This is a genomic window from Psychrilyobacter piezotolerans, from assembly GCF_003391055.1.
Classification (GTDB): domain Bacteria; phylum Fusobacteriota; class Fusobacteriia; order Fusobacteriales; family Fusobacteriaceae; genus Psychrilyobacter; species Psychrilyobacter piezotolerans.
This window is the reverse complement of the sequence record NZ_QUAJ01000002.1, coordinates 84,416-102,256: the sequence shown is the minus strand read 5'-3', so window position 1 is coordinate 102,256 and position 17,841 is coordinate 84,416. Positions and strand designations below refer to the sequence as shown.

At 32.6% G+C, this 17,841-nt stretch carries 18 protein-coding genes and 1 riboswitch; of the genes, 17 read left to right on the top strand and 1 reads right to left on the bottom strand.

Going from position 1 to position 17,841, the window contains the following annotated elements; translation table 11 throughout:
* Window positions 1-31 precede the first annotated feature (31 nt).
* From DYH56_RS01820 to dapF, 17 genes are all read left to right on the top strand, one after another.
* Window positions 32-907, top strand: a complete 876-nt coding sequence (locus tag DYH56_RS01820; protein ID WP_233499974.1) for a carbohydrate ABC transporter permease — start codon at window positions 32-34, stop codon at window positions 905-907.
* Window positions 907-1,767, top strand: a complete 861-nt coding sequence (locus DYH56_RS01815; RefSeq protein WP_114641142.1) for a carbohydrate ABC transporter permease — start codon at window positions 907-909, stop codon at window positions 1,765-1,767. The genes DYH56_RS01820 and DYH56_RS01815 overlap by 1 nt, the downstream gene beginning before the upstream one ends.
* 250 nt (window positions 1,768-2,017) lie before the next feature.
* A complete protein-coding gene (locus tag DYH56_RS01810) occupies window positions 2,018-2,491 on the top strand; it encodes a MarR family winged helix-turn-helix transcriptional regulator (RefSeq protein WP_114641141.1) in 474 nt (157 codons plus the stop codon).
* A gap of 472 nt (window positions 2,492-2,963) precedes the next feature.
* The gene (locus DYH56_RS01805; RefSeq protein WP_114641140.1) at window positions 2,964-3,929 is read left to right on the top strand and encodes a FomA family porin-like outer membrane protein; all 966 of its coding nucleotides are present in this window, start codon (window positions 2,964-2,966) and stop codon (window positions 3,927-3,929) included.
* A 211-nt stretch (window positions 3,930-4,140) separates the two neighbouring features.
* Window positions 4,141-5,079, top strand: a complete 939-nt coding sequence (locus DYH56_RS01800) for a FomA family porin-like outer membrane protein (RefSeq protein ID WP_114641139.1) — start codon at window positions 4,141-4,143, stop codon at window positions 5,077-5,079.
* Window positions 5,080-5,358: 279 nt separating this feature from the next.
* Entirely contained in the window at window positions 5,359-6,324 is a 966-nt protein-coding gene (locus tag DYH56_RS01795; protein WP_114641138.1) for a FomA family porin-like outer membrane protein, read from the top strand.
* A gap of 325 nt (window positions 6,325-6,649) precedes the next feature.
* Window positions 6,650-8,146, top strand: a complete 1,497-nt coding sequence (gene malQ / locus DYH56_RS01790) for a 4-alpha-glucanotransferase (protein ID WP_114641137.1) — start codon at window positions 6,650-6,652, stop codon at window positions 8,144-8,146.
* Between the two features lie 75 nt (window positions 8,147-8,221).
* A complete protein-coding gene (locus DYH56_RS01785) occupies window positions 8,222-10,615 on the top strand; it encodes a glycogen/starch/alpha-glucan phosphorylase (protein ID WP_114641136.1) in 2,394 nt (797 codons plus the stop codon).
* Window positions 10,616-10,721: 106 nt separating this feature from the next.
* The gene (locus tag DYH56_RS01780) at window positions 10,722-10,964 is read left to right on the top strand and encodes a TIGR03905 family TSCPD domain-containing protein (protein WP_114641135.1); all 243 of its coding nucleotides are present in this window, start codon (window positions 10,722-10,724) and stop codon (window positions 10,962-10,964) included.
* A 187-nt stretch (window positions 10,965-11,151) separates the two neighbouring features.
* Window positions 11,152-11,427 (top strand): DUF1294 domain-containing protein, encoded by a 276-nt coding sequence (locus tag DYH56_RS01775; protein ID WP_114641134.1) that lies wholly within the window; start codon window positions 11,152-11,154, stop codon window positions 11,425-11,427.
* Window positions 11,428-11,664: 237 nt separating this feature from the next.
* Window positions 11,665-12,090, top strand: a complete 426-nt coding sequence (locus tag DYH56_RS01770; protein ID WP_114641133.1) for an FKBP-type peptidyl-prolyl cis-trans isomerase — start codon at window positions 11,665-11,667, stop codon at window positions 12,088-12,090.
* Window positions 12,091-12,271: 181 nt separating this feature from the next.
* On the top strand, window positions 12,272-13,588 hold the full coding sequence (rsmB, locus tag DYH56_RS01765; protein ID WP_114641132.1) for a 16S rRNA (cytosine(967)-C(5))-methyltransferase RsmB: 1,317 nt from the start codon (window positions 12,272-12,274) through the stop codon (window positions 13,586-13,588).
* A 66-nt stretch (window positions 13,589-13,654) separates the two neighbouring features.
* Window positions 13,655-14,299: an O-methyltransferase gene (locus tag DYH56_RS01760; RefSeq protein WP_114641131.1), complete on the top strand. Its 645-nt coding sequence runs from the start codon at window positions 13,655-13,657 to the stop codon at window positions 14,297-14,299.
* A 213-nt stretch (window positions 14,300-14,512) separates the two neighbouring features.
* Complete coding sequence (locus DYH56_RS01755) at window positions 14,513-14,725, top strand: hypothetical protein (protein WP_114641130.1); 213 nt, start codon at window positions 14,513-14,515, stop codon at window positions 14,723-14,725.
* A 70-nt stretch (window positions 14,726-14,795) separates the two neighbouring features.
* On the top strand, window positions 14,796-15,005 hold the full coding sequence (locus tag DYH56_RS15775) for a hypothetical protein (protein ID WP_147269579.1): 210 nt from the start codon (window positions 14,796-14,798) through the stop codon (window positions 15,003-15,005).
* 769 nt (window positions 15,006-15,774) lie between these two features.
* Window positions 15,775-15,969, top strand: coding sequence for a hypothetical protein (locus DYH56_RS01750; RefSeq protein WP_114641129.1), 195 nt, complete (start codon window positions 15,775-15,777; stop codon window positions 15,967-15,969).
* 100 nt (window positions 15,970-16,069) lie between these two features.
* A riboswitch (Lysine riboswitch) is annotated at window positions 16,070-16,244 on the top strand.
* 138 nt (window positions 16,245-16,382) lie between these two features.
* Window positions 16,383-17,204 (top strand): diaminopimelate epimerase, encoded by an 822-nt coding sequence (gene dapF, locus DYH56_RS01745; RefSeq protein WP_114641128.1) that lies wholly within the window; start codon window positions 16,383-16,385, stop codon window positions 17,202-17,204.
* 62 nt (window positions 17,205-17,266) lie between these two features.
* Here dapF and DYH56_RS01740 read toward each other — a convergent pair whose 3' ends face one another.
* Window positions 17,267-17,644: a hypothetical protein gene (locus DYH56_RS01740; RefSeq protein ID WP_114641127.1), complete on the bottom strand. Its 378-nt coding sequence runs from the start codon at window positions 17,642-17,644 to the stop codon at window positions 17,267-17,269.
* Window positions 17,645-17,841 lie beyond the last annotated feature (197 nt).

The window sequence follows — 17,841 nt, the reverse complement described above, 5'->3', positions numbered from 1 at the left end:
GGGGGGGAATCCCCTTTTTTTTAAAAAAGGAATGATGGATATGAATTATAATAAGAAAACATTTTGTTTATTTGCAGGACCGGTAATAGTCGCATTTTTAATGGTGGTAGTAATACCGCTCCTTATAGGAGTTTACTATTCATTTACAGAGTGGAATGGAAGGATGGATCAAGTTCCAAATTTTATAGGTTTTAGTAACTATATAGCCATAATGAAAGATGAGGGATTTAGAAATGCTTTTCTCTTTACAGCGAAATTCACAGTGGTATCTGTAATTGCTATCAACACAATAGGGTTTAGTTTGGCACTTTTAGTAACTAAAAAATTAAAAATTTCTAACTTTATGAGAACGATATTTTTTATGCCCAACCTCATAGGAGGGTTAATTTTAGGTTTTATATGGCAATTTATATTTATGGGTGTATTCCAGACTATTGGTGAAATCACTGGTTGGACATTCTTTCAGGGATGGCTGGCAGATGCCAATACCGGATTCTGGGGATTGGTAATAATAATGGTTTGGCAGATGTCGGGATATTTGATGATAATTTATATTGCGGCACTACAAAATATTCCAAAATCATTGTTGGAAGCAGCAGACATAGACGGTGCCAATGGCTGGACTAAAACCAGACATATAATATTTCCTATGGTGGCACCAGCATTTACCATCAGTATGTTTTTAACTTTAGCGAATTCATTTAAATTATTCGATCAAAATTTGTCCCTTACAAATGGAGGGCCAGGAGGAGCTACAGAGATGTTGGCTTTAAATATCTATAAAACAGCGTATACTTTTACTAATTATGGTGCAGCCCAGGCAAAAGCTGTTGTATTTTTCTTATTAGTAGCTTCTATTACCATGGTGCAGGTGTATGTCAATAAGAAAAAAGAGGTGGAGATGTAATGAAAAGTAAACAAAATTCGAGGATATTACTATATATCATAGGAGTTCTGACATCTATCTTATTCATATCGCCATTTTATATCTTGATAGTCAATGCTTTTAAAACTAAGAGGGAGCTTTTTGGAAGTACTTTGACCCTGCCTAAGGAATGGATACTGGACAATTTTAAAGTAGCTTTAAATAAACTATCATTTTTATGGATTGGGAAAAGTTTCAGTCTGGAGGGGTTCTTTGGATCGGCGCTATTTAACTCGATGTTTATAACAATTACCAGTACAATTTTAATTATTATATTTTCTTCCATGGCTGCCTGGATTCTCGTTCGGACAAAATCAAAGGTGAGTAATTTTGTATTTTATCTGTTTATTGCAGCTATGCTGGTTCCCTTTCAAGCTGTAATGCTGCCTTTAGTAGCTTTTATGGGGAGGCTGGGCTTACAAAATAGATTGGGAATAGTGTTTATGTATCTGGGATTTGGATCGAGTTTTTCCATATTTCTCTATCATGGATTTATAAAAAGTATCCCTATATCTCTGGAGGAAGCAGCAAGAATTGATGGCTGCGGGCCCTGGAAGGTATTTTGGAAGATTATATTTCCCACATTAAAGCCAATTCATGTAACGGTATCTATCCTAAATATAATTTGGATTTGGAATGACTTTTTATTACCTCAGCTTATGATAAATAAGAAAGGAACACAAACTATTCCGCTGAAGATGTATCTTTTTTTTGGAGGATATTCAAAACAATGGCATCTTGCAATGGCAGGATTATTATTAGCTGTAATACCTGTAATAATATTTTATTTCTTTGCACAAAAACATATTATAGAGGGAGTGACAGCAGGATCTGAAAAATAGAAAAATAAAAAAACCTTCATTTTTTTCAAAAAAAAAGTGAAGTTTTTTTTTATTTTTTGAAGGAGTCTGACTAATTAAGGCTTAAAATGAGCCTGTTTTTAACTAAATAGAAAACTAAAATTTTTTTTAAAATATGTGCTGAAAGTAAAAATGTTGTGTACAAAAATAGGAGGATTCCTGTATTTTAAATTGAAAAAAAATAAAAAAAAGGGTATACTTTTTATCTAGGGGAAAAGTGAGGTGGTTAAAATTGGAAGATAAAGAGATAATTATAGATATTTTAACAGTAGCAAACGCTATTTCAATGGCTGGGAAAGAGTTGTTAAATGGTGTGCTGGAAAAATATAATATAAGTTTTAAAGAGTATTATATGCTGCGTCATCTAGAAAAAAGTCCGGGAGAAACCCAGTATAACCTTTTAAAATATACAATGTTAACTAAATCTAGAGCCAATCAAATAGTCGGTAAGTTGGAGAAGATGGGGTATTTGGAGAAAAAAATAGAGATGGTAGGGTCACTCGTAAAAAAACCACTATATTTAACAGAATCAGGTGAAAAAATAGTGATAGAAGGGGTAAAAGAGATCTATGCAGATACCATAAAAAATATGACCGGGGAAGAGAAGTTTGAATATGAAATATATAGAAATAAGATGGTCGAAATATTGATGGATATGAGACTTACCTTGGGGACAAAGACACCGGAATATTTGAAAGAAAAATAATTTTTAAGGCGTGAGGGGTCATGTCTTTTTTTTTTATTATGATTAGAAAAAAAGGAAACCATTGAATAAAAAATCCATTAAAAAAATTAGGTGGATGTAAATTTTGTTTCAAATTAAAATAAATTAACTTGAATCAAAAAAATTAATTTTTTTTAAAAGAGAAGTAGGTCGAACAAAAGAAGGATGGAGCATTCTGTAGATACTCATTGTGAAGAATATATTAAGAATCACTTTCTATCCAGGGAGTGTTTTTTTTAACACATTAATAATTAAATATTAGGCAAAAACACTGGTTTTCATAAAGTTTAATAGATGAACGGTTTAATAAAACAACCATTGTGGAAGTCGGATATTTGAAGTAAACTTCTATCAAGCTATCAGATTAATTAAATTTAATTAATTTTAGCTGTAGATTAAATTCGATTAATTTATTCAAGAAAAATTAAAATTATTTATTTTTAGGAGGAAAGAGATGAACAAGAAAAGAATAGCTTTATTAGCTGGATTAATGACAATGGGAATGGTATCTTTCGCAATGGAGAGTAGTGACGCTGAGGTATTGAAGACAAAAGAGGAAAAAGAATTAAGTATTTTCAACATCAACGACAGGGTAAGATTTGATGAAAACAGATTAGAGATGAATGGAAATTTACACTTGGATAAAAATAACAGATTAGAGATGAGAGTTAGACATTACAGTAGTGTAGGTAATGGAGATTTTGGAGATAATAGAGACAGTGGTAATACTGCAGGGGATAGAACAGAAATGAGGTTAAGATTACACACTCAAACATCTGTTGAGGATATGGTAGTTAGAACAGAATTAAAGACAAACACATACGGTAGTGGCGATGGTGGAAATCAACAATACTTCAGAGTACAGCCGACATGGCATTTATTTACAGACGTTGAAGGATTAAGCTCTCATGTAAGGGCAGGTTTAGCATTTAAACATACTTCACCAGATGCAGCATCTTCAGAGAATGCTTATTCATTCACATCATCATTTGAAAACGCATATACAATAAATGACTATTTAGCAATCGAAGGAAATATCTACTATGACTATAATTTCGGTGGTAAAGGTACTGAAGATTATAACAATGTAGACATAGAGGCATATGTATATGCTAACTATCCATTATACAATGCTGACGGAATAAAGGTAGAGGCATTATTAGAGGGTGGAATGGATCCATATTCATTCGGAAACAGACATTTTGGAGATTTAAACAATGTTAATAAAGAAACTCCTTCAGAAGGTCATGAAACTTATGTATTGTATGCAGAGCCATCAGTTAAGGCAAGTAAGACATTAAATGAGAACAACTCAGTTTATTTACAAGGTGGATACTATGTAGAACAAAATGATAAAAACTCAACTGGGAATGTAGATGATACAGCATTCGTAAGAGTGGGATTCACAAGTAAGTTCTAATTAATTTTTATGAAAGTTATATTCAAAGAGGCTGACCCCAGGGTTGTGCCTCTTTTTGATTACCTTTTTTTTTGTTATTTTATTGAAAATTATCGGGATTTTTTAAAAGAGGCAGGAAATAAAAAAGGAATTCTTTGGACGGTGGTGTAGATTATAAAAGATCAATTTACAGGGTACAAAAATTAAAAAAAATTTATTTTGGAGGGAAGAGATGTACAAGAGAAGAATAGCTTTATTAGCTGGATTAATGACAATGGGAATGGTATCTTTCGCAATGGAAGAGGGTGAAGCTGAGGTGTTGAGGACGAAGGAACAGAAAGAATCAAGTATTTTTAACATCAATGACAGGGTGAGATTTGATGAAAACAGATTGGAAATAAATGGAAACTTACATTTAGATGAAAATAACAGATTAGAGATGAGACTTAGGCATTTCAGTAACGTAGGTAGTGGAGATCTTGGAGACAGTAGAGACAGCGGCAATACTGCAGGGGACAGTACAGAGATGAGATTTAGATTACATACTCAAACTTCTGTTGAGGATATGATAATCAGAACAGAATTAAAGACAAATACATATGAAGGAGAAGACAGTACGCAATATTTCAGAGTACAACCAACATGGCATTTATTCAACGATGTTGAAGGATTAAGCTCCCACTTGAGGGTAGGGTTTGGGGTGAATCATATTTCTGGAGATGGAGAAGATTTCTCGTTTACATCATCATTTGAAAACTACTATACAATAAATGATTATTTCGCAATTGAAGGAAATATATACTACGACTATACATTTGCTAGAAATAGTAATAAATTCCATAATGTAGACATAGAGGCATATGCGTATGCTAACTATCCATTATATAATGCTGACGGAATAAAGGTAGAGGCATTATTCGAAGGTGGATCAGACCCGTATACATTTGGTTCTAGAGAATTTGACAACTTAAACAATGTTTCAAAAGATAATGAGGGTGGAGAATCATATGTACTTTATGCTCAGCCATCAGTTAAGGCTACTAAAACATTAAATGAGAACAACTCAGTTTACTTACAAGGTGGATACTATGTAGAGCAAAATGAATCTAATTCAACTGGGAATGTTGATGATACAGCATTCGTAACAGTAGGATTTTCATCTGCATTCTAATCAAATTTTATAAAAATTATATTCAAAGAGGCTGATCCAAAAGGGTTATGCCTCTTTTTTGACTACTAAATCTACTAGAAAAATATATTATTTAGTAGTTGTTTAAAAGTGAAATTTACTTATGGATCGCCTTCATTTTATTATTTTATTGAAAGTTGTCGGGAATTTTTTAAAAGAGGCAGGAAAATAAAAAAGGAATTTTTAGATTGAGGATGTAAATTATAACAGATCAATTAACTGGGTACAGAAATTAAAAATATTTATTTTGGAGGGAAAGAGATGAATATAAAAAAAATAGTTGTATTGACTGGGTTGGTGACAATGGGAATGGTATCCTTCGCAATGGAGGACAGTGATGCTGAGGTATTGAAGACAAAGGAGCAAAAAGAATCAAGTATTTTTAACATCAACGACAGGGTGAGATTTGATGAAAACAGGCTGGAAATAAATGGAAACTTGCATCTAAGTGAAAACAACAGATTAGAGATGAGACTGAGACATTACAGTAACGTAGGTTATGGAGATTTTGGAGATACCAGGGACAGCGGCAATACTGCAGGGGACAGTACAGAGATGAGATTTAGACTACATACTCAAACTTCTGTTGAGGGTATGATAATCAGAACAGAGTTAAAGACAAACACATATGGTAGCGGCGATGTAGGGAATCAACAATATTTCAGAGTGCAGCCTACATGGCACTTATTTACAGATGTTGAAGGATTAAGCTCCCACTTGAGGGCAGGTATAGCATTTCAGCATACTTCACCAGAAACTGAAGATACAACTAATGATTATTTATTCACATCATCATTTGAAAACTTCTACACAATAAATGATTATTTGGCAGTGGAAGGAAATATCTACTATGACTATACTTTCGTCGGGGATGGTTCAGATGATTATAACAATGTAAACATAGAAGCCTATGTATATGCTGACTATCCGCTGTATAATGCCGGGAATGGTATAAAACTAGAGGCATTGCTGGAGGGTGGGTTCGATCCGTATTCATTTGGGGCTAGACATTTTGATGATCTGAATAATGTAAGTGGAAGCGGGGTAGAAGGACATGAAACTTATGTATTGTATGCAGAGCCATCGATCCAGGTAAGTAAATTACTGGATGAAAATAATTTGATTTATTTAAAAGGCGGGTACTATGTAGAACAAAATGATGAAAATTCAACCGGGAAGGCAGACGATACAGCCTTTATAAGGTTTGGATATACAAGTAAGTTCTGATTGTACCTGCTGAAAACACTCCTAATAAAGGGGTGTTTTTATTATTATGACTAAGATTTTTAAAAAAAACTAGCATTTCACCAACTCTAATCAGACAATTTGTTTTAAAACAACAACAAATGTAAAAAAAAAGAAGACTTTCTTGACAATTGTTGTTATTTGTATTAAGATTATATGGAAACGATTCCAAAAAGAAAAAATACTTTTAAAACTTAAAGCTAATCAAAGGATGGATTTTAAAGTTATGAGATAACTTAGTGGAAGGTTTTAAATTCAATTATAAATTTTAAATTATTAATTGCCATAGGCGATGGGGGGAATAAATATGTTTGAAAGAAGCAGTGGGATATTGTTACACATCTCATCTTTAGGCGGAGGCAGAGGGATAGGAACCTTTGGAAAAGAGGCCTATGAATTTGTTGATTTTTTAAAAAAATCAGGGCAAAAAATATGGCAAATTTTACCACTGGGAACAACTTCCTACGGGGATTCGCCGTATCAGTCTTTTTCAGCCTTTGCAGGGAATCCTTATTTTATCGATTTAGAAGAATTGACAGATAGAGGGGGGCTGGACAGGGAAGAGGTGGAAGACACCGATTTAGGAGATAATAGGGAGTATATAGACTATGAAAAACTATATAGAAATAAATTAAAACTTTTGAAAAAAGCCTACTCAAATGAGGGAGGAGATTTTTTAGAAGAGATAGAAAAATTTAAGAAAAAACACTTTTACTGGATAGATGATTACGCACTATTCATGGCGTTGAAAGATAAAAATAACGGAAAAGAGTGGACAAAATGGGTGAAGGAAGAAAAATTTGCTTATATCAATACCTTAAAAAAATACAGGATAGAACTGAAAAATGAGATAGATTATTATATCTACCTGCAGTATTTATTCTATACTCAGTGGGGAAGGTTGAAAAGGTATGCCCACGAGAATAAGGTAAAGATAATGGGGGATCTGCCTATATTTATATCTGGCGACAGTGTAGATGCATGGTTAAAAACAGAGTTATTTTTATTTGACGAGGAAAAAAATATGAAGGTTGTGGCAGGATGTCCTCCAGATGCTTTCAGCAGTACAGGGCAGCTGTGGGGGAATCCCCTCTATAACTGGAAAATTATGAGAAGAAGAGGGTACTCGTGGTGGATCGAGAGGATGAGGGCAGCATTTGAACTATATGACCTGGTAAGGATAGACCATTTTAGGGGATTTGAATCCTACTGGGAGATACCGGCAGATGCACCCACCGCCAGACCCGGAAGATGGGTAAAAGGACCGGGAATAGAGCTGTTTAAAGCAATAAAGAGTGAATTAGGGGATCTGCCTATCATTGCTGAAGATCTGGGCTTTTTAACTAAGGGGGTAAGAAAACTTCTGAAAGATAGCGGGTATCCAGGGATGAAAATATTGGAATTTGCTTTTGATTCAAGGGAGGAGAGTGACTATCTGCCTCATAAGTATCCTAAAAATTCAGTGGCTTATACAGGGACCCATGATAACGAAACTGTGGTAGGCTGGTATGAAAATGTAGTAGAAAATGATAAGAAACATGCAAAAAAATATTTGAAAAAATATTTAAAATTAAAAAAAATTAAGAGCGAAAAAATAAACGATATATTTATAGAGGCTATCTGGAAATCCAATTCAGATATAGTTGTGGCACAGATGCAGGATTTTTTGGGACTGGACAATAGAGCCAGGATGAATATGCCGTCGACATTGGGAAATAACTGGAAATGGAGATTAAAAGGTGATGAACTCACCGATAAATTGGCAAAAAAAATAAAGGAAATGACGATTAAATACGATAGATAGGAAAAAACTTTGGACAAAAAAGAGAAATTGATTTTAAATTATTTTTAGTTTGCCGCAGGCATATAGGGGGAATATATGAAATTTAAAAAAGACATAATTAAAACAGGTTTGGAGAAAAAATTATTAGTTAAATACGGGAAAAAATTATCTGAAGGGCTTGATTTTGAAATATATGATGCACTATCTCAAACAATAATGGAGGAGATAGGAGGATCTTGGAAAGCTACCGAAGACCGATATAATAAAGGGAGGGAAGCGTTTTATTTTTCTGCTGAATATCTAATGGGAAGAGCATTCAGTAACAACTTAATCAACTTAGGGGTCTATGACGGGGTTGTGGAGTTATTGGAGGAGTTAAATATTGATATCAATAAGATAGAGAGCGCTGAATCGGATGCAGGGTTAGGTAATGGTGGATTAGGAAGATTAGCAGCCTGTTTTATTGAATCGATGGCTACACTAAATCTGCCTGGAACAGGATATGGGATCAGATATAGATTTGGGATGTTCAGGCAGCAATTTGAAGATGGATTTCAAGTGGAATATCCAGATAACTGGTTAAAATACGGGGATCCTTGGAGTCTGAGAAAGGACAGGGATAAGGTAGAAATAAGATTTAATAAAGATGAGAGTGTAATGGCAGTGCCTTACGATACACCAATCATTGGATATGGAACTAATAATATAAATACACTCCGGTTATGGCAGGCAGAACCAGTAGAGGAACTGGATCTGGGAGAATTCAATGAGCAAAACTATGTAGAAGCTATGAGGGAAAAGAATGAAGCAGAAAATATATCCAGAGTTCTGTATCCCAATGATGATACCGATGAGGGAAAAAAATTAAGGCTGAAACAACAATATTTCTTTACTTCAGCATCATTACAGGATATTGTTAGAAAATTTAAATTAAAGCATGGAACTGATTTTAGTTTGTTACCGGATTTTACAAGTATTCAATTAAATGATACCCACCCGGTGGTAGCTATACCCGAATTAATGAGAATCCTAATAGATGTAGAGGGACTGTTGTGGGGTGATGCATGGAAGATAGTGAAAAAAACCTTTGCATATACCAATCATACGATCTTATCGGAAGCCTTGGAAAAATGGTATACAGAATTATTTAAACAGGTATTGCCCAGAATATACAATATAATTGTAAGAATTCATGTGCAATTTCAAGAATTATTGGAGGAAAAATATCCGGCAGATTTAGAAAGAAGAAAGAGGATGGCAATAATCGATGAGGATACAAACTTAATTCATATGGCCTGGCTTGCAATTCATGGTTCCTATGCTGTAAACGGTGTGGCGGCACTTCATACAGAGATATTAAAGAATGCAGAATTAAAAGATTGGTATGAGCTATATAAAGGAAAATTTCAAAATAAAACCAATGGGGTAACTCAAAGAAGATGGCTGTTGAAATCAAATCCTGAATTATCCGGATTAATTACAGAATTAATTGGAGATAATTGGATTACCGATCTCAGTGAATTAAAAAAACTAGAAACCCATGTGACAGATGAAAATATATTAAATAGGTTTTTAGATATAAAAAACATAAAAAAAGAGCAATTAGCCGGATTCATAAAGGGAAATACAGGAATAGATGTGGATACCGATTCTATATTTGATGTACAGGTAAAAAGGTTACATGAGTATAAGAGACAAATATTAAATATATTCCATATAATGGATCTATACAATAGAATAAAAGAATATCCTGATATGAAAGTTACTCCTAAAACTTATATCTTTGGAGCTAAAGCTGCTGCCGGATATTTTAGAGCTAAGGGGATTATAAAATTAATCAATGAGGTCGCAAAAGCTGTAAATAATGATCCGGATGTAGATGGAAGAATCAAGGTTGTATTTGTGGAAAATTACAATATTTCACCAGCTGAACTTATATTCCCAGCAGCAGATATATCGGAACAAATTTCTACAGCAGGAAAGGAGGCCAGTGGAACAGGGAATATGAAGTTTATGATGAATGGAGCTCCGACCCTTGGAACTTTGGATGGGGCAAATGTAGAGATAGTGGAGGAAGCGGGAATCGAGAATAACTTCATCTTTGGAATGAAGGTGGAAGATATAGTGGAATTAAAAAAATCAGGATATAATCCCACTGAAGTAATGAATGAAACTAAAGGGTTGAAAAGAGTAATGGATCAGCTGATAGATGGAACTTATGATGATGGTGGCACAGGAATGTTTAAGGAACTGTATGATGCACTCTTAGTGGGGGCGTCTTGGCATGCACCGGATCACTACTTTGTATTGCAGGATTTTAATGATTATAGAAAGGTTAGAGAGAGTATCGATGATGCCTTTGAAGACAGGTTGGGATGGGCTAAGAAAGCATGGATGAATATATCCAATGCAGGGAAATTTACAAGTGACAGAACCATAGCTCAGTATGCAAAAGAGATATGGAAGATAGAAGGGAAAAAGATAAAATAGTTCTAACCGGATGAGTCTTATTTGTAGAGAGGAAAATAGTTGCTAATTCCTGACTAAGGTGCTACAATATTTGATGAAAAATCAAATAGAAACTTAGGAGGAAAAGATGCAAACATTTACAACTAGTGGAGTATGTGCTAAAACAATAGATTTTAAAATAGAAGACGGTGTCTTACAAAATGTAAAATTCAACGGTGGATGTCCTGGGAATGCAATAGGGTTGTCTGCTGTGGTAGAGGGAATGAAGATACAGGATGTAATAACTAGATTAGAGGGAATTGGGTGCAGAGAAAAGACTACATCATGTCCTGATCAACTGGCAAAAGCATTGAAAGAGTTTATAAAATAAAAATTAGGAGAGGTTTTTAGTGATTAGACTGAAAACCTCTTTTAAATTGCTTATATTTTTACGAAAATATGGTAAAATTATAAGAGTCGAAAAAAACTCTAAGAGATTTGGCGATCTCTGAATTCATAGAAACAGCCACAATAATAGTTAGTACAGTTGTTTGTCAAAGTATATTAGGAGGGGTTAGATGAAATATGTGTATATTTATATAGGTATTATTAATATGTTAACTTTTTTAATTTTTGGAATAGACAAGTATAAGGCTAAAAAAGACTATTCCAGGGTATCGGAAAAAGCATTATTTTTCCTCTGCTTTATAGGCGGTGGAATAGGTGGATTTATCGGGATGTATACCTTTAGACATAAAACGAGAAAATGGTATTTTAATCTGTTGGTGCCAATATCCATAGTAACAGCAGTTTACAGCTGGTATCATTTTTACAAAGTCTTAATGAACAACTAATAACTTGGCACCAATGAACACCGATGGACACCAATTGGAATTCAAAATATATAATGTATAATAAAGAAGTAAAAAATTAAAAGGCTCAGTCGCAGATTACACAGATTAAAAACCTTGGACACAAAGATCACAAAAAGAAGCTAAGACTTAGTTATCTTATTTCAAAAAACTTCGTGAGCTTAGTGTAGAGGGGGCGTGAAATTCGTGAAAAAAAATTATAAAAGGAGAAGATAGAAAATGAAGATAGAAAATGGGAAAAAAGTAACTTTAGAGTTTGTATTGAGAGATGATAAGGGGAATTTATTGGATAAAACTACCAAGGGTGATGAGTTAAATTTTACCTATGGTGATGAAGCTGTGGTTATAGGGCTGGAAGAAGCTCTTTTAGGAAAAAAAGCAGGAGATAAATTTAATGTGAAAATAACTCCCGATAAAGGGTACGGAGAGTATGATGAAAATCTTACCATTGAGATGGCCATAGAAGATTTTGATGGGATGGGCCTTTACGAAGGATTGGAATTTGAAGCTGACACAGATGAAGGTGTAGGAGTTTTCACAATAAAGGAGGTTATCTCAGAGGAAGATAAAGTCATCGTAGACGGGAATCATCCCTATGCAGGAATGACCCTTAATTTTGAGATAAAAGTAATAAAGGTAAAGTAAAACAGCAGCGTGACGTTGCATCCAGCTAGGGGTAACTTAAGTCTTTATAAACTTTAAATTTTCAAAAGTTTTTGGATAGAAAAAAATAAAATTAATGATTATCAATTCCTAATTATTAATTATTAATTTTATTTGAATTTATGGTATAATATTTAGCAAATAAATTAAAAGAGGTGTTAGTTTGAGTTTAAAAATGGATATAATAGGGTTATTATCGCAGTATGAGCATGGAAAATTTTCAAATATATTATTGAATGATTATTTTAAAGAGAAGGAAACAGAACTTCCGGGATTAACTCGTGGGGAAAAAGGATTTATTACTGAAGTATTTTATGGAGTTATTAGAAATGTAATGTTTTTGGATTATTCAATAGATAAAAGAGTGAAAAGTATAGATAAATTGTGGGTAAGAAACTTACTTAGATTATCTATGTACCAGATACACTTTATGGACTCAGATGATGCAGGAGTAGTTTATGAAGGGGTAGAGGTAGCTAAGTTAAGAGGCGGAACATTCATAGGAAGTTTTGTAAACGGTGTACTTAGATCATTTATCAGGGAAAAAGATGAAGATATAGAAAAATTATTAGAAGAGGGAAGGGAAGACATAGTTTTATCGTATCCAAAATGGTTCTTCGATGAGATTAAGTGGGAACATAAGGAAAATTATTTAGAGATACTGAAATCTTATAAAAAAATTCCAAATATAAGTGTAAAAATAAATAAATTAAACTACAATGAGGAAGATTTTTTAGGATTATTAGAGATTAAAGGTATAAAAATATTAAAAAAAGTAGAAGATGTTTATTATATAGATTCAGGAATGATATTAGAAACTAGTGAATTCAAAAGAGGTCAGATTACAGTCCAGGATGGATCTTCATTCTTAGCTGCTAAATACTTAGATCCTCAACCAGGGGAAAGAATATTGGATACCTGCAGTGCTCCTGGAGGTAAGTCTATGGCTATGGCAGAGATGATGGGAAATGAAGGTGAAATAGTAGCCTTAGATATCCATGAGCATAAGCTGAAATTAATTGAAAGCAGAACTAAGCAAATGGGGATAGATATAGTTCATCCTGAGCTCATGGATGCCAGATTAGTAGACGCAGAATTTGGTGCGGAGTCTTTTGACAGGGTATTGGTAGACGCTCCATGCAGTGGTTTTGGAGTAATAAGAAAAAAACCTGAAGTACTTTATACTAAGAAGATGAAAAATGTACAGGAATTAGCTAAATTACAGCTGGATATATTAAATGCCGCTGCTAAAGTGGTAAAAGTAGGAGGAACTCTGGTATATAGTACTTGTACTATCCTTAATAAGGAAAATCTTGAAAATGTAACTAGATTTTTGAAGACAAATCCTAACTTTGAGGTGGAAAAAGTAGAAATATCTCCTAATGTAAATGGAAGTTTTGATAAATTGGGCGGACTTAATATATTCGATGAATTTTTAGACGGATTCTATATGATTAAATTAAAGAAAATAGAAAAATAGAAAAATATAATAATATGTAAGGGTGGATTTTATGTCTGCCTTTTCTTTATGAAAAAGGAGATATTTATGATAGATGATTTAATAAAAGCAAATGAGTATGTAATTTCTAAAATCAAAGAAAATAATGAAGTTATTCTTGAGATGGAAGAATATGCAAAAGAACATAATGTACCCATCGTTACAAAGGAAGTGGCAGAGTATCTGAAATTTATGATTAAATCCAATAAGAGTAAAAATATATTAGAAGTTGGAACAGCTATTGGATATTCAGGAAGTGTAATGCTGCAGGGGAATGAAGATGTCACTATTACAACCATAGAGATAGATGAAGACAGATACAATGAAGCTCGTGTTAACTTTGAAAAGATGGGATATAGTTCCAGAGTAAATCAAATTTTAGGAGATGCTCTTGTAGAGATCCCGAAATTAGATGATACTTTTGATTTTATCTTTATCGATGCAGCCAAGGGAAAATATATGGATTTTTATAAAGATTCTTATAAATTATTGAAAAAAGACGGGATAATATTCATAGATAACATCATGTTTAGGGGGTATCTATACAATGAATACCCTAAAAGATTTAAGACTATAGTAAGAAAATTAAATGAATTTATCGAATATTTACATGAAAATGAAGATTTTGTACTTCTGCCTTTTGGAGATGGAATTGGCCTGGTATACAACAGAGGAGACAAAAAACATAAATAATTTAAAAAGATAGGGTAAAAGAAGGGGCTGTTATTGAAAAACAGTCCTTTTTTTCTTTTTCCTATATTCATCCGAGAACATGTGAAAAGTCGGGTGCAGTTATGCCATATATATATTTCTATATTGAAAGAGATTTATGGACATTTGTTATTTTGAATAAAAATTGATAAAATATATATAGGAAGATAAAACATATTAAAAAAGGAGAAAAAAATGAAAAAAACACTATGTATATTAGGATTAATGGTATTTTTAGTAGGATGTGACTCTATAAGTGCAAAAGGGAAACTTGGATCTATCCAAATAAATGACAGCAGTAATTATAAAAAAAGTAATAAATCAAATGGGAATGCACTAGGACATAAAAACCCTAAAAATCCCCACTATAAAGGTGGAAGCAATAGCAGCATTAATATAAATCTTTAGATGAAAAACTCACAATATATTGAAAAAATAATAGAAGGAATAAATTATAAGAGTAAAAAAGGAGAAAATTATGAAAAAATTTTTAATATTGTGCATCGCTTTGTCATTTACAGCCTGCATGAAAAAAGAGGTTGAGATGGGTGACCCTAATTTGGATCTCAAAGGTGGAAAATTATATTATAAAGAGAAGCTTTTTACAGGAAAACTTACCACAAAAATACCTCTGACCGATAAAGAGGTTAAGATCTCGTATAAAGATGGGCTTATTACATCTGAGTAAACTTATTTATACAACTGGTCTTGTGTATAACACAAACAAAAAAAACATAAATAATTTAAAAAGATAGAAGGAGGGGGACTGTTATTGAATAAACTGTAACCCTTGTTAAAGACACTAAAAAAAGGTATAGTTAGGCTACTGATAAAAGATGACTCCTGTACTGCACGGGAGGCATCTTTTTTAAGTTCCATTGATACCTATGGTTGTAATAATAATTCATGCATGTTGGGATTTCTAATTTTATTTGATTTGATTCTTTCTCTCATAGATTTTTCTTTGTTTACAATATTTTTCAAAGCTCCCATAGAACTTTTGGTAATGAGGTTTTAAAATATAGTACCTGAACCATCTTATTAAATACCACGTTACTTTTTTCACTGCACTCTCCCTCCCTAAAATAAATATTATTTAAAACTATATATATATAGTTTTGTAAGGTTATTATATATAACAATAGTTTATACCACATTTAAGTTTTTTTTAATAATTATTTTAATTTTTTTATTAAAAATTATCTATTTTTTAAAAATAAACTGGATATTAATGTGTATGTCATAAGCACACCTTAAAATCAATTTTTATGCTGACTTGTTAATGTTTAGAAGTTAACATCTGGTTTTTTATAAAATTGTTTAAAATCGAAAACTCAACTTTCCTATAGATTTAAAGGAAATTACAAAAAATAATATAAAATTAAAGAAGAGATCTAAATAAATGTTCCTGATAGTCAAAATTCTAAGAAAATATTCTATGAAATAGGGAGGTAGAAATGAAAATTATAGAACTTTTGGTAGTCCTTTTTTTAATTTTTATTCTGGCAAAATTTTATACGGGAGGGTTTCAGGATAAAAAAAGCAGTGAGATTATCACTCAGAAGAGAATTTATATAGAGTCCCAAGAAAAGTTAAAAAAAGCCAAGGAAACCATGGAAGAGGAATATAAAAAATATGAAAAAACTGATTGAAAAGTATAAAATAAAAAAAATTGAAAATAGAGGTTAGATAATAATTTAAATTATATATTGATTTATTATGATTATGAGGTACAATATACTATTACAATTAAATGTTGATAGAGGTTGCATTGAATATCAGTAGTTTAGTGGAGATGGTTGGTCTGTGAAACTGGATGAAAGGATTTTTTGCCGAAGGGTATTTTTTAACAGAAAAATACTACTGGGGGTATAATGAATAATTATATCACTGTCATTGAATTTTTCAATGGAGCGCTATCTGAAGGTATTTTATTCAGATAAGTTTCCAGTAACTTAAAAGGTAAAAGCCGACAGATAAAAATCTGTGGGCTTTTTTTGTTATCTGGATGCAGCGTCACGTTGCTTTTTATTTTAAATTTTGATTAAGTTTAGGAGGGGTGATTATGAGGTTTGAAAAATATCATGGATTGGGAAATGATTTTATCATTGTAGGTGAAGGAGAGATAGGGACAGATTTAAAATATTCTGAACTGGCTAAAAATATTTGTGACAGGAAGACTGGTATTGGTGCTGATGGGTTAATTATTGTTTCTAAAGATGAAAACAATAATAATGAAATGATCTTTTATAATGCTGACGGAAGTTTTGATACTATGTGTGGAAATGGATTTAGATGTTTTTGTCTTTATTTAAAAAATCACAATTTAATAAGTAAAGATGATTTAGTAGTTAGAACAGGGGCGGGAATTTTAGAAGCGAAAATTATCAACTCCGATCCCTTTATGGTAAAGGTTAATATGGGAAGGGAAAATTATCATCACGAGTCCATTAAATTTAATTCTCAAAGGGAGTTATTTAATGAAAATATAGTGGTAGAGGGAAAAGAATTTCATATCACTTCTTTATTTATGGGAACTACTCATACTGTAGTTTTTGTAGAGGATATTTCCAATGAATTTGTAGATAAATACGGTCCCCTTATAAATGACTTTAATTTTTTTCCAATAGATACCAGTGTTAATTTTTGTAAGATAGAGGAAGGTAAATTAAGGATAAAAACATGGGAGAGAGGAGTCGGACGGACACTGGCATGCGGGACAGGAAGCTGTGCATCAGCAATTGTAGCTAAAAGACTGGATCTTATGGGAGATAATGTGGTGGTTCAGCATTTATTGGGAGACTTGGAGATTGAACTGGGAGAAGATGTATATATGATAGGAACTGGAGTTAAGATAGCTTCCGGTCATTTTGAAAATCAACAATAAAACTTTAGACTAAAATAAAAAATAGGAATTCTAATATGGTAAATTCCTATTTTTTATACACGTTATAGCCTATGTTCCTCGTGTCCTTCTATCTCATCCTTATGATCTCCCTCTGAAGTAACTGTTCGAACGACATATTTGCTGGAGGAGTCGTTATAAAATTTATATTTGTAGCTGCCGTCCATATGAGAAGAAACCCAAACCCCTGTACAGAGAGGGGTTTCATCCCGATAAAGTGTCCAATTATCATAATCTTTAGTGACTGCATAATCACCATTGGCAAAGATTTCAATCTCTTTTCCAAAACACAGCTCCTTCTCCTCATCTACCAGGTGATGAACATCGTGTTTATCACAGTAAGTATAGTAATTTTCATGATTTGGAACTTTTTCAATAGTTTTTATCTCCACTTCCGATATGTGATCCATCCATTTTTTCATATTATACCTCCAGACTAGCTAAAATAATTTTTTATATAAGGTCGGTTCGATACAGATAGAAATATATCTGTATTATATATAGATATAGAAAATCAATAAAATTCCTTTAAAATTTAGATTTTAATTTAATTTTAAAATCTGCTATAATTAAGTGTATGATTTTGATGTTAATTGTGCTTAAAATCTATATTAAAATT